Raw genomic sequence first — 14,207 nt, forward strand, 5'->3', positions numbered from 1 at the left:
AAGGAGGGGGCCATCAACTCACTCTCTCCATGATTTGTCCAAGCCGATGCCGCCAGGTATGATGCTGTAGCACATGGTCCGCGCCCGCCCGCATGCGCTCGCGATCTGAACGTGACCAGCCATCCCTTGCAAGCCTGTCGAACAATCCCCGCGCCTCATCCTCGGAATCGATTGTTTCGCAGAAATTTCGAAAATGGCGCATAACGGATGGGGTGGTATTGGTCACGGCGAGACCACCACTTGCAATGATTTCCACCAGTCGCCGCGAGAAAGCCGTTTGCGAATTTTCGACCGTATTGACATTAAGGCTGGCAACATAACTGCGATAGACACTCGCGGTGCGCCTATGTGTTATGGCCTTCCTGACGCGAATCCAGGGCTCGTTTGGAAAGCAATACTGTTCTGACCGTCGATTGGAATTGCGATTGTAGACTGTCAGCCCGATATCGTTCGCCGTTTGAAAAGCCATGTCCTGCCAGCGGCGGCGCTGGGCGTGAATATGTCGGCTATAACTGCCGACAAAAGCAAGTCGCCGGACCGGTTCGGCTGGTGCTGGAAAATGGATTGCTGGTTGCGCTGCAAACATCAGCACACCTAGCGTTGCCGCGTCCGTTAGTGCGACGCGGTAAAGTGGAAGCGTATTCTCGTCGACCGTGAAGATATACTCGAACAGCCTCGCTGAAGCGACGAAGCGGTCGAAATGCACGCCGTCTTCGCGGTTCCAAAATATAGTCGGGATACTCTCGTCCCGCGCACGGCCCACCACACAGTCCAGCAAGGCGTTGCTGCGCTCCGGGTGATCAGGATAAGACGCAATGCCATATCTCCAGCTGCCCCGGTATCCTTCCCAGGCGGATTCAACCAACAGAAGATCCGGCTTCCAATGGTCAAAAATGTAAAGGCTGTTCCATGGGGTGAGATTCATCACCCGGCACTCATGGGAAAGGCAGATGCGCGTCGGTTCGTCCGCAATCAGGGCAACCTTAAGGCTCGCGAAAATGGAGCGCGGCGAGTTCATGCGAACGCCTCTGCATCAAGGCGGCAGATAAGCGCCAATTCCCGGCGTATGATCTCGTTGGCACTGCTTTGGTTGCGGACGCGTTTGGCCGCAGCCCGCGACATGTCCAGGAACTTCTGCGGATGTTGGTATAGGTCGGCTATTGCCCCTGCCAATCCAGCAGAGTCTTCCGGCTTGGCCAGATAGCCGCAGGTTTCATCCAGAAATTCAGGTATCGCCGATATTGCGGTGGTGACCGGAACGAGCCCGGAAGACATGGCCTCATCGCGGGAAACACCCTGTGAATCCCACCGGGTAGGCGTCAGAAAAACTCCATAATTCTCCTGAATTGCGACAATTTCCGTATGAGAAACAAAGCGCTTTTCCAGAAACACGTTCCTGAAACCCTGCAAGGGCAATGTCTCTTCATCAAACAGTTGCCCGTCACCGATCAGGCGAAACTCGAGAGCCGAGAAGAAGGGCTCCTTCTGCAGCTCCAGTATCGCTGCGACGGATAGGTCATTGGCGTATTTCTTGGATGCATAAGTTCTGATCGACAAAATCCGCTGCCGATGAGAAATATCTTTCTTGCGATAGGCGAAAAGCTCTGTGTCAATCGGATTGTGAATGATGGAATATCGCCACTCTGCGAGACGAAACCCTAGATCCTCCATCACCTCTTCGGAAAAACTCTTCGATACGAAGATGATGTGCAGATTGTCGTGCTGCTTGGCCAAAAGCTTCCGCCAGAACGTCAACCTTTGCTCGCTTTTAGCCTTCTCGGCCTGACGCTCCATATCGTTGCGGAAATTGAATTCCCGGCGATGCCAGGGCTGAATTTCGGCACCGTGAATCCAGACATTTACCCTGACTTTATCAATATGACGTTCCAACACCTGCCACATGGCCGGATCGAGAAAATGCACGGCTATGCTTTCAAGCTGCCGGTTCCCGATCAGCTTGTCCAGCGCCTCAGCGCCACCGGTCGTTACGTCAATATCTTCGAATTCGTAATAGCCAAGAACCGCGTTCGGCTGAAACCGAAAGACATCGACCGGTACACCGTGTTTGAAATAGTGTTTCACCCGGCTATGGACGAAGCCGTTCCGGTACAGATCGTCATAGCGGGGATAATGATTGGTCAAAACGAGGTGGCGCGCTTTTCCCAGCAGCGCACCGGGCACCATTGCTTTGTGACCTTTAAAGAGCCTTTTGACTTCGGTGGTTCCGGGACCGTAAAGGCGCAAACCGATACGGACAAGCGCTGCGCCTTCGGGCAAGGTGCAAGTGGCGTTCTGGTTCGCATGGAATATTTCATGGCTCAGCTTCTGTTTCCTTGCATCCAGATAGACCAGAACACACTGCACGTTTAGTCCCGGCGTCGTTTCCAGATGGAGTTTTGCAGAACCCGCAAAGCCAAGCGCTGCTGGCTCCAGTTCCCTGGCGGCATAAACATATTCATGTTTTCCATCTGGTAGCGTTGAAGATATGTGCCAGCTTTGGCCCTCAACTGCGAGTGCAAGACATTCGCTACCGGTTGTCTTGAAAAGACTGGCAAGTTCTGGAGCCCCAATCACCGCGTCTGATCCAAACGGCATCGCATCAGCTTCGATCGCTTCGGCACTTGCGATAATGGCCGCCATGTCGAACCCGGTATCGAAACTCCCATCGTCAACCTGTTTCAAATTATCCGCGCTGACCGATGCTCCGTTTTCGCAATAATTGAATTCATCGATAAACAGAGCGCGATCGACGGTGACGACCTTTTTGGGAAGGCTGACCGTCCAGTCGCAAACAGCTTCACTCTCAATCACCGAAACCGCAATCAGGGCTGCCTTCGCCATCACCTTATGACCGCAACGATAGCGCTGGCCGGTGTCGTTCAGTATGATCCCATCGGCGGAATCCTGCCCATAATAATAATGGTCATGTTTACCGATAGCTTCACCGTCGAAATAGCGCGTCGCCAGAGCAAGATCGGTGAGGTAATGGCGCCCGTAATAATCCGCTGCAACCATGCCCGCGACATAGCGTGCGCTGCCGGTGAGCGATGCGAATTGCGCGTGGTTTAGACGTTCGCTCGCAACCACATGAACGATATCATCCACCTTGGACTCGACCTCAAATTCGTTGGTCACGACCATAAGGCGCTTTTGTCGGTATGCCTGACGGTGGAAATTCGCCAGTATCAGGTCGAATTCGTCTCTGTCGCTTGCATAGGCAACCACCAGAATATCCGGCAGGAGTTGGGCCTGCTGGGTTTTCAGTGCCTTAGAGGCAAGGTAAGCGAGACGATCCTGCATGGTGTGTTCGCTCATAACCTTGCGAAGACCCGCCAACCGGAATTTTCGCTCCGTCGTTCCATCTGAAATTTTGTCGAGCCGCCGGATGATTTCCGCACCATTGTCGCTGCACACAACCAGTTCGCCGAAAAGATTGCGCACGCCACGTGAAAAATTGCTGATCGTTATTGTGTTGCTGCCAAGCAGTTCGAAACCGCGCCGCGCAAACATGCTTTGTGACTGCTTGATCGAGTTCATGTTGATGGCATGGGTGTAGGCCTTATAGGCTCTTTCGATCTGATCATAGGGGAGATGCCCAACAATGAATGGCTGAAATTCGGGTGGGAACTGATATCGCGGATCATCCTGACCGTAATTGCGGTCATAGATTGCGACCTTATGATTTTCGGCAAGCGCCGAAATGACACTGGCCAAGTCTCCGTTGCGTTCCGGATAACGGGCATAATAAGCCCCTGCAAATGAGAACGCCTGCTCTCTCGCATAGGTTTCAATTGGATTGAACCGGGCAGTCGGACAAGCAAAAGGCAGGAGCCAGACATTATCATGCCCAAGCGCTGCCTTATAGCGGCCAATGCAATCGATATCCGTCGTGAGAACGTGATCGAACAGCACAGCGGTGTTCAGAAAGGTCTCGTAATGGACAGGGTCTTCCTTGTTCCAGAAGACGGTGGGTATGTGTTGTTGTCTGCACCATTCCACCAGCTCGACCAGTTGATTGCTGCGATGCCCGACCTGATTGCCCCAAAGCCCATCTTTTCCGCGCCATGCGGATTCCACAAACAGAATTTCGGGCTGAAACGTATCCAACTGTTCACGCCATTCATCCGGTGTCAACTGCATGAGGACCGCTTCATGCTCATAGGATGCATAGGTGAAGTCGTCCATGATGCAGGCAATTTTCAGGGCCTTAAGTTGTTGAGCGCTGTAGCCTGCCTTATCAAAGGTAATCGACGGCAATTTAGGGGCTGCGGGAACCAAACGGGCCGTTTTGGCTTCACCCTTGGTCCGGCGCTTTGCGTCTTTCGATATATCCCGAAGGCGCTGCGGCAGGAGAACAAGGCCTTGCCACGATTTACTGGCCTGGATGAGCGCATAGCCAAGCTGAAACGAAATCATATTGCGCGTTCGCAAGGCTTTCGCTTCCGCCAGGACACGAGCTCGCTCTGCGGTTTCAACCTTATTTTGCAAACTCATGATGTGGGCGCTGGAGCGCTGCACCTGCCGCTGCAATTCATCATTGCGGATACCGGCGCTGCGCATATCCAGTTGCGCGGCCTCCAGCTTGCCGAATGTCTCCTTATGGAGGTCCTTTTCGGCCTCCAGCTCTTTTTGAGTCTGGTCGTGGACAAGCTTCCGCTGTACCGCATCCGTACGCAATCGAACAAGATCGTGTTCCGCATCCATTAGACTGGATGTCAGCGATGCGATCTTCTCATCCTTTTCGGTAAGATCAATTTGTAGCTCACTGATTTTGCATTCAAGAACCCGGCGCTGGAATCGTTCGCTTTCCTGTAGTTTTGCGAAGAGCTCCAGTTCGGCTTTTCCTTGACTGACCGCAGCCAGAGCATCTTTCAACTCTCCCGAAAGGCGGGCGATTTCCTGATCCTGATCGTCCCGCTCAGCGCGAAGCTGTTTCAACCGGCTTGCGGCGATATTGGCCTCGCTTGTCTGAGCGGCCAGCCGTTCGTTTGCTTCCTTCAGCAAGGTCTCGACCGCTTCAAGGCGACCTTCGGCGAGGACCACTTTTTTCTCTGCCACAAGCCGTTCTCGGCGCTCGCTCTCAAGCGTTGTGGCGAGTCCTTCCGCTTCGCGCCTGAAACGTTCAGTCAGAGTTTCAAGGGCTGCATGTTCTGCCTTGAGGCGCGTAATGTCCTGCGCGGATGCCGCTTTCTCCAGTTTTGCTTTCTGCAAACTGTCTTCCAACACATCAACACTGTCGGCTATTTCGGCGTCCTTGCTTCGGTGAAAATCGATCTCGGCGCTAAGCGTCGCAACACGCTCCTCAGCAAGCAGTTGGATTATCTCTGCCTGGGAAATTGTGTCTATCAGGGTAGCATTCTGTTCATTGGCGGATTGAAGTCGCGCCTTCAACTTGCTGATCTTGGAGGACAAGGTCCCTGATTTTGCAATCAGATCGCGTTCGACATACTGGAAGGCCTGCTCCACCTCTGCAAGCAAAGCCACCGATGGCACTTCGTCCAGCAAAAGCTGCTCTTGGCGCTTTCGGCCAACAAAACCGATCCACTTACCGAAGAATTTCACTTCCTCGATTATGAAATAGGCAACCAGCAGACGCCACGGTTCGAGCAGATAGAATGTATGTTTGTGGTCCGGCCAGTCATTGACGCCAAAGGGCACGGTGACGATGACGGTTCCGCATTCATTGAGAAGGCGGGCGGCGGCACCGACGAATTCCTCCGGCTTCGTCAGATGCTCCAGCACTTCGCTCATGATGACGGTGTCGAATGTTTCGGCTCCGAAATCCGCGCCGATAAAATCGCCATGAACGAATTTGACGCTGTTCTGCACATGCGCCGGTTCGTGCGAGATGAACTGCCGCGCCTCGTCGATGGCTCTCTTGGAGATATCCAGAGCGACGACGGACCGTCTTTCCCGCCCCAACAGGATCGATGTGATCCCCTGGCTGCAGCCGACGTCAAGAATACGCATGCCCATGGCGCGGGCACATATCCAATGGATGCGCTCCCGCGTGGACTGGGCAAAATCTTTTCCCAGCTGCCCGAGATAGGCTTCGGTGATGCGATCATGCAGGTCGGGCAACGGCTTGCCGGCAGGAAGCTCGTTGACCGTGGTTTGTTCAGCAGCATCTGACGATGGAAGGGACATGTCGTGTTCAGCCTTCGATCAAGTTCAAAAGCGCATTATCGTGCAAGGCGGTTCGCTTGTTCGCCAGCAATCCCACCACATCAATGATGCTCTGGTTAGGGCGAAGAGGATGGTCCGCGAGGTATTGGAACGACCGGTGCCCGACCAGAACGAGCAATATGTCGGCTTCTTCCATTGCCACAGCAATGTCCACCAGTCGGGCCGCTGACAGGCGCGGCGGAAGCTCTTCAATATTGGGTTCGACGACCATCACCTGCGCGTCGAACTCTTCCTGAAGTGCAACCGCTATTTCCAGCGCCGGGCTTTCGCGCAGATCGTCGATGTCAGGTTTGAAGGAAAGGCCACATACGGCGATGATGGGCTTTCGTCCCTCATGGGCCAGTTCAAAGTGCTCAGCTGCGATGCGCAGTTTTTGCAGGACCCATTCGGGCTTTGCGTTGTTCACATTGCGCGCCGTGCGCACAACCTGCGCCAAATCTGGCGCCCCTGCGACGATGAACCAGGGATCGACGGCAATGCAATGCCCTCCGACGCCCGCACCGGGCCGGAGAATATCGACACGCGGGTGACGGTTCGCCAGACGGATCAGTTCCCAGACATCGATCCCGCTTCGGTCGCAAATCAGCGAAAGCTCGTTTGCATATGCAATGTTCACGTCGCGAAACGCATTTTCGGCGAGCTTGCACATTTCGGCGGTGCGCACATCCGTGGCGATGCATTCACCTGTCACACACACCTCATAGAGCGCTTGCGCAGCCGCCGCACATAGCGGTGTCATTCCGCCGATAATGCGGTCGTTATGTACAAGTTCATCCAGAACTTTGCCGGGCAGAACCCGTTCCGGGCAATGGGCAATCCTGATGTCGGAAGCTTCAGCCGCATCCTGTGGGAAGGTCAAATCGGGTCGAGATTCCGCCAGCCAGTCCGCCATCTTTTGTGTTGCACCAACTGGTGAAGTCGACTCCAGAACGACCAAATCGCCAGCCTTCAAAACAGGTGCAATTGCCCGCGCAGCGGCTTCGATATAAGACAAGTCCGGCTCGTGATCAGACCCTTTGAAAGGCGTTGGCACAGCAATCAGAAATGCATCGGCGGGATCAGCCAAAGTTGACGCTCGAAGGTTTCCGTTCAGCACCACTTGTTTGACGCATTTTTCCAGACCGGGCTCGACAATATGCACCTCCCCCCTATTGATCGTCGCGACCACGGTTGCATTGACATCCACCCCTTGTACCTTGAGCCCATGTTGGGCAAAGACTGTGGCAGTGGGGAGTCCAATGTAACCAAGGCCGATTACACATAGGGTTTCATAGGCAAAAGAACGCTGCATGAAAGTGGTCCTGTCAGGAAAGCAATGCGGAGGCATGTTTGCGACCAAGACCAGTCGAGAATGCTTGAAGGGTTTTGACGATCTCTGCAGCCGCCAGTCCGTCGCCATAGGGGTTCTGGGCGGTTGCCATTTGGGCGTGGGCGACTGGATCAAGCAGAAGCTGACTAACGCCGTTGAAAATGCGGTCTCGCTCTGCGCCGACCAGTCTGGCAGTTCCCGCAGCTATTGCCTCGGGCCGCTCGGTTGTCTCGCGCATCACCAGAACCGGCTTGCCGAAAGTCGGCGCTTCTTCCTGTACGCCACCGGAATCCGTCAATATCAGGTATGATCGCTTCATCAGCCAGACAAATGGGAGATAGTCCTGCGGCTCGATCAGATAAATGTTTGAAATCCCGCAAAGAAGCCGCCCAACCGGCTCCCGAACGCTGGGGTTCAGATGCACCGGATAGACAAAATCCACGTCCGGGAAATGTCGGGCCAGATCGCATATGGCCTCGCATATGTTCTCAAAACCCGTACCGAAGTTTTCACGTCGGTGGCCGGTTATGAGGACCAGTTGCGCCTCTGACCGCAGGAAATCGAAGCGCTGGCGCATTGTGCCTTCCAGCTCGGCATCCCTGCCAAATAGCTGCTCGGTATGGACGAGCGCGTCAATCACGGTATTGCCTGTAACCGCGATTGTTCGCGCCGGAATACCCTCCAGCAAAAGATTTGTTCGCGCGCTTTCGGTCGGTGCAAAATGAAGTGCGGCCAATGCGCCGGTCAGTTTGCGATTGGCCTCCTCCGGCCAAGGAGAATAGAGATTGCCAGTGCGCAAACCGGCTTCGACATGCCCGATGGGCGTGCGGTGGAAATAGGCAGCCAGACTTGCACCGAAGGTGGTGGACGTATCGCCGTGTACCAGAATAATATCAGGGGCAAAATCTTCGAATACAGCGTCCATGCCATGCAGAATGGCGCTGGTGATGTCGCCAAGCGTCTGGCCCGGCTTCATGATGTCGAGATCGTAGTCCGGCGTCAGCTCAAAAAGCTGAAGCACCTGATCCAGCATCTGCCTGTGCTGGGCGGTAACACATAACCGCGCTTGAAATCCCTCGGTGTTTGAAAGACGTCGCACGACCGGCGCCATCTTGATCGCTTCCGGCCGCGTACCGAAGACTGTTAGTACCTTCATGAGCCCCCACATAGATTGTCGGAGCGTTTCCGTACGAAACCGGATTGTGGAAGCGCTTTGTTTTCTCTTAAGTTTGTTTATGCCTGCCTGACGGGCGCGTGTTTCAAAGCGCCTCAGCCGTTCGAGTGACACCGAGAAGCGGTGAGACGATCAGCGTTAGAAACTTGCTCAACTCCGCAGCAGGATGGTTTGCGACATAGAGAACATCCTTGTCCCGTATCTGAAATGATTGGGAAAGGAAGAAGGATTCCGGCTTGTTGAAATCAAGCCTGTATATAACTGGCAAGCGTCGCGTATCGTCCGTGGGCAAATGGTCGGCGCGCTTACCTATCAGTTGTTGCACAAGATCGTGCGGTTCGAACCTGAAGATAAAGACACCACCCGCATCGGCTGATCGGTCACTCAGCCCTCCGACTTGCGCCAGTGCTTCAGATAGAACGAGCTTTTCTGTGGGAAACGGAACAAGTTGACTGCTCTTCACCGCGCCAAAGGCTGAAAAGCTGCGTGGCTGGTGCGTTACGGTTATATTGTCCCCCGATGCAAGCCAGATGTTTTCGCTCGGATGGCTGACAGCATCTTCCAGTCGCAGGGTCGCACTGGTCGAACCACGGGTCACTGTCGCCGTACTTTCAAACATCGCTTTTCGGGTTCCGCCTGCAAGCGCGACCGCATCCAGAAGTTTCAACCCTCGCAGCGGCACCGGAAATGGACCGGGACTGGTCACATCTCCCACCACAATCAGCACCTTGCTTCGGTTTTCACTGACAAGGACCTGTATCTGCGGCTCAACCGCCTTTCCTTTCAAACCCGCCTCAATCGATTTGCGCAGCGCTTCGGTCGTCAGGCCCGTAGCATGCACTTGACCGACATAGGGAATGAATACCATTCCGCGTTCGTCGACAATCAGTTGAAGGGTGGCGCTTTTCCGCTCCGCCGTCGAAAACAACCCGTCAGGGGCGGCCTCCCAGATATTCACGGCAAGCCCGTCACCCGCACCGATGGTCATGGATTGGCGGTTGCCCAGTTTGCCTTTGAAACTCTCCGGAATGCCGCTGAAACGGTAATTTCTCAAGACCGACAGGATGGTGGTATCGAGCGGCACGACAGCATAGTTGCTACCGTTCGTTCTATTCGTCGTTTCGGTTTTCACGGTCGAAGTTAATGGACCGCTGCCAGGAACAGCGGTACACCCTAACAAGCCAGGAATAGCGATCGCAGCAAAAATGAGAGGCGCAGTCTTGATCATCACGCTGCACTCCTCATGTCGTCATGCGGCACAGCCGATGTGTTGATTGCATCAATGATTGCCTTGTAACTTGCTGCTATTCCGCGTGCGGTAAAAAAGTCGCCCGGTCGCAAACAGCGCTTTCTAATCCATGCAATGTAGCGTTTTCGAAGCCGCGCGGAAGCAATCAGCCCGCCTTTCCAAAAGGCATCAAAGTCGGGCGTTCCGAATGCACAAGTGGCAATTCTTTGATTTGCATAAACGGCCTCGCCAATCACCAGCAGGGGAACGCCGTGATGGATGGCCGAAAACCCGGATGTGCTATTGATAGTGATCATGCCTGCTGAATGGCGTGTCAGAGAACCGATAGAGCCCACATCCACAATATCGACCCGATGCCTGATGCCGAGATTAACCGACAATTCGTCTATCAGCTTGCGATCATTGTCATAACCGCGCTCCAACGGATGTATTTTGAAAACCAGCCGCAGATGTTGCGGAGCCGATGCCGCAAAACTATCAAGCACTTCAGTTATCAGACGCGCATTGTTCCACCCTCGGGCGGAGCGTTTCAACTGGGTATCCTGTGAAACCTGCAAAGCCACCACAAAATATTGACCGACACTGTGCTCCAGCAGGCGTTCGATGATTGCGCTATTCTTCGATTGCCCCCAAAACCAACGGTGGAAATTTTTGACCCAGTGGGGCAACTCACGGAGAATGCCGATATCACGGTGCAAAAGCTGCCGTTGTCTGCGTTTCGCAAAAAGCGCGACAGACGCGTAATATAGCCCACCATAGATACACATAGCGGAGAAATGACCCCGATTGTCAGGGTAAGTATCTTCACGATCAATTCGGAAGCTGCGCGGCGGAAGCTGCCCGGCAATTGGAGAAAAGGCGTTGTTTGCTCCGAATTCCAGTGTGATCGCACCGGGGCGGATATATCCTTCTTCAAGAGATATCACGACTATGCTCAGTTGCGCGGCCACTCGGCGCGCGATGATGTGAACCGGACGTTCTGAACCGAAGAGAACCATGTGTGTGATTTTCTGTGTGCTCGCCTGAACGAACAGCCAGTTTTCGAGACCATGTATACCGCCCGTGTAAACGAGTGTGCCGTTCCGTCGCCCGGCAAATAGCCGATCACCCGGATTGAACAACACTTGAATGCAATGATAGCGTAATTGCGTCAGATATCTCCGAAGCAGGCGGAACGCAGGCCCAACCGGTCCTTGTAACAGGAGAACTCGTTGCCACGGCACGGGCTTTTGCTCGTCTATGGGATCAGCCCGCACAATGTTTGTCCTATTTCTCGCGCGATAATTCACACCGGCGAGATTGCATCCAACAGGATTGCCCTCGCCCTTGTCTCTTCTTTTATTGGTAGGAAGCATAACAATTCGAAGCCGATAGCAGAGCTGGCAAGGCGGACAGGCCTCACTAAAAATAGCGATCAAAAATAGAGCATTGCTCCACTATGTGGTAATGCAAATATAAAATGACCCCCAACGATTTTTCCGTCAGGGGCCTCATGATTATAAAAGCTGCTATTCAGCAGGCTGCGCCGAACAGCGCTCGTCGACGGCCAATGTTGTACGCTCGCCAGACAAAGCCCTCTGTCCCAATCCGACGATTAAAACGGTCGTCACAGTTGCAACAATCGACACCCAGAAGCCGTTCGCAGCACCAAAATTATCGACGACCCAGCCCGCGATGAACGCACCGAGCGCCATCCCGATACCGATCCCCGTCATGACCCAGGTAATACCTTCAGTAAGCATGCTTTCCGGCACGCGGCGTTCGATGAGACCGAAAGCTGTGATGAAAGTCGGCGAAATGGCTATGCCGCTGACAAAGACAGCCACGGCCAGTAGAGCGACCGACGAGCTTGCAAACAAGAGCGGCAGGGCGGTGATTGCAAGGACGCTAACCGCAATGAGCAGCTGTAGCGGCAATTGAATTCTGGGTTTGAGCGCGCCTAGCGTCAGACCGACCACAAAGGATCCGATGGCGTATACACCAATAACCAAGCTTGCCATGTTGGGCTGGCCAAGCTCCCTGGTGATCGCGACAGCACTAACTTCCGCTGTGGCGAAAGTCGATCCCACGAATACCAAAGCCAGGGTGATAATTTGAACCGAACGAAGCCTGATAGCGGAACGCTGCGAAACATTTTGGTCAGGCATACGGAGTTTGGGCTCTGTTGAACGCTGAGCGAGAAAAGCAATGGTGCCAACAGCGAGAAAGACCGTGCTGATCAACATCCCGGCCTCTGGGAAAAGAGCTACGGTCAAGCCAACCGAGAGCGAAGCGCCGGCGATATAGACCAATTCATCGGCAGCCGACTCAAATGCAAAGGCGGTGTTCAACTCTGGTCGGTCACGAAAGATCTCGGTCCAACGTGCCCGTACCATCGCGGATATGCTTGGCATTGTTCCGGCCAAAAAGGCCGATACGAATAGGGTCCAGTTGGGCCATTTTTGATTGGCAGCCAAAATCAGCGCCGCGAACGCAACCACCGAAACAATGGTTACCGGCCCTACGACGGCCCGTTGCCCAAATTTGTCGACAGCCCGCGATATCTGCGGCGACAGAAACGCGTTGGTCAAGGCAAAGGTAGCGGAAACTGCGCCACCCAGCCAATATTCGCCGTGCGTCAGAGACAGCATCGCGACGATTCCGATTGGAGCCATTGCCATTGGAAGCCGCGCAAAACCCGCAGCGGCGGAAAAGCCAAGCGCGCCGGGCGCGCTGAATATCTCTTTATAGGGGTTGGACATGGACGTGTTCCTTGATGCAAAGGATTTTGCCATTTACATACGTGGCGTATGTCAATTAATTACTTGATACGCAGCGCATGTCAACTAATATACGTCACGTATGTGAAAACTGGAGAGTAATGTGCGCAAACCCCGTAGCGAAATGATTGCTGAAACCCGGGAAAAGCTGCTGGCCGCGGGACGGAAGGCATTCGGTACAGTGGGCTATGCCGATGCCTCAATGGATGACTTTACGGGCGCAGCCGGTCTGACCAGAGGCGCGCTTTACCACCACTTCGGCGACAAAAAAGGCCTCCTGCAAGCTGTCGTCAATCAGATTGATGCTGAAATGACCGGCAGGCTTTGCGCGATTTCGTCCCGCGCCGCGACACCCTGGCAGGGCTTTGTGGATGAGAATGTCGCCTATGTTGAGATGGCGCTGGAGCCGGAAATTCAGCGCATCATGTTCAGAGACGGTCCCGCGGTGCTTGGAGACCCGTCCGGCTGGCCAAATGCCAATGGCTGTATTGCAACGGTCGCCCGCAGTCTCACGGATCTGCAAAAGGCTGGTATTATCGTAGACATTGACCCGGAAGCTGCCGCGCGCCTCATTAATGCAGCCAGCAGTAGCGCCGCCCAATGGATCGCCAATGCAGAAGACCCGCAAGTCACCTCAAAAAAGGCTGTGCAGACATTTCGCACTTTGCTGGAAGGGCTTCTCATAAAGAAGGAAACGCCAGCGCCTGAAGCCAAAGCTCGTTGATGCGATGGCATGCATGTTTCGCAGCCTTTGATAAGCCGCTATCGATCTAGAAAAACTTGTGACGTTACCACCAGACGGTCAGGACTAAGGTTCGATCTGCGTCTCTATACGATGGAGCATTTTTCGCATTTTCTGGTTTTCGGCGGCGAGCTTTTCAGCCAGCTGTCGTTTTAGTGCAGCATTCTCGGCCTCAAGTGCTTGCAGTTCATCCAGAATATCAAGTTTCGCTCTCGGAGATGGTTTCGCTTTTACCGGCTTGTCAGCAATCGGCTTCAAGTGACGGCGAGTATTTCGCTTTTTCCTTTCAGGCGTTGCCGAGGCGGGAGCGGCGATAGCCGGAAGCGTTTCGGTTTCTTGTTGGGGCGCGATTGCTTCCAAGATTACCGGCTCAACAATGGATTTCCCCTGTGGGGCGGGTTCTTGGATGGTCTCAGCAGGCTTGCTGCCAGTTTGCGGGATAGCGGGCTTTGACGGCTCGGCTGCGAGCGGTGCCTTGACATCCTCATCCACTTCACGGGCAATCGATTTCAGATCAAGGTTGCCCCAAAGAGAGTTGCCGCTCTTGCGCGCACGCCGGTTCTTATATTCAACCACAACATTGCGGATTGGATTCTTCATCCGAAAATAGCTTTCTCGATCAAATTCCATGGAAGTGTACGACAGGTACTGCGCTCTACCTATAGATTTCGGGCCCCGTTTTCAACAATCAATCCGCCTTCACAATAGATCGCTCGCCGCATGTCTTTGGATGGCATCTCTTCACAAATTGTCAAAGTAATGGCACTTATGGTTGCATTAAGCATTGT

9 protein-coding genes are annotated in these 14,207 nt (G+C 54.1%); 1 reads left to right on the plus strand and 8 read right to left on the minus strand.

Translation table 11 applies throughout. The annotated features are described in order from the left end of the window. Positions 1-13: 13 nt before the first annotated feature. From FIC94_RS14215 to FIC94_RS14245, 7 genes are all read right to left on the minus strand, one after another. Entirely contained in the window at positions 14-1,018 is a 1,005-nt protein-coding gene (locus FIC94_RS14215; RefSeq protein ID WP_140025316.1) for a CgeB family protein, read from the minus strand. Beyond that, complete coding sequence (locus FIC94_RS14220; protein WP_140025317.1) at positions 1,015-6,147, minus strand: methyltransferase domain-containing protein; 5,133 nt, start codon at positions 6,145-6,147, stop codon at positions 1,015-1,017. Before FIC94_RS14220 ends, FIC94_RS14215 begins: the two co-directional genes overlap by 4 nt. Positions 6,148-6,154: 7 nt before the next feature. Then, positions 6,155-7,585 carry a UDP-N-acetyl-D-mannosamine dehydrogenase gene (gene wecC / locus FIC94_RS14225; RefSeq protein WP_328592138.1) on the minus strand — a complete coding sequence of 477 codons (1,431 nt, stop codon included), beginning with the start codon at positions 7,583-7,585 and terminating at the stop codon, positions 6,155-6,157. Beyond that, a complete protein-coding gene (gene wecB, locus FIC94_RS14230; protein ID WP_140025318.1) occupies positions 7,491-8,651 on the minus strand; it encodes a non-hydrolyzing UDP-N-acetylglucosamine 2-epimerase in 1,161 nt (386 codons plus the stop codon). The genes wecC and wecB overlap by 95 nt, the downstream gene beginning before the upstream one ends. Before the next feature lie 103 nt (positions 8,652-8,754). Further along, positions 8,755-9,897 (minus strand): polysaccharide biosynthesis/export family protein, encoded by a 1,143-nt coding sequence (locus FIC94_RS14235; protein ID WP_235892017.1) that lies wholly within the window; start codon positions 9,895-9,897, stop codon positions 8,755-8,757. Continuing rightward, positions 9,897-11,273, minus strand: a complete 1,377-nt coding sequence (locus tag FIC94_RS14240; protein ID WP_140025320.1) for a capsular polysaccharide export protein, LipB/KpsS family — start codon at positions 11,271-11,273, stop codon at positions 9,897-9,899. Before FIC94_RS14240 ends, FIC94_RS14235 begins: the two co-directional genes overlap by 1 nt. Positions 11,274-11,426: 153 nt before the next feature. Continuing rightward, a complete protein-coding gene (locus FIC94_RS14245; protein ID WP_140025321.1) occupies positions 11,427-12,659 on the minus strand; it encodes an MFS transporter in 1,233 nt (410 codons plus the stop codon). Positions 12,660-12,780: 121 nt separating this feature from the next. Between FIC94_RS14245 and FIC94_RS14250 the strand changes: the two genes are divergently transcribed. Continuing rightward, the gene (locus FIC94_RS14250; protein WP_180917990.1) at positions 12,781-13,401 is read left to right on the plus strand and encodes a TetR/AcrR family transcriptional regulator; all 621 of its coding nucleotides are present in this window, start codon (positions 12,781-12,783) and stop codon (positions 13,399-13,401) included. An 84-nt stretch (positions 13,402-13,485) separates the two neighbouring features. Here FIC94_RS14250 and FIC94_RS14255 read toward each other — a convergent pair whose 3' ends face one another. Then, a complete protein-coding gene (locus tag FIC94_RS14255; protein ID WP_140025322.1) occupies positions 13,486-14,049 on the minus strand; it encodes a hypothetical protein in 564 nt (187 codons plus the stop codon). Positions 14,050-14,207 lie beyond the last annotated feature (158 nt).

It is taken from the genome of Ochrobactrum teleogrylli (assembly GCF_006376685.1).
GTDB classification, from domain to species: domain Bacteria; phylum Pseudomonadota; class Alphaproteobacteria; order Rhizobiales; family Rhizobiaceae; genus Brucella; species Brucella teleogrylli.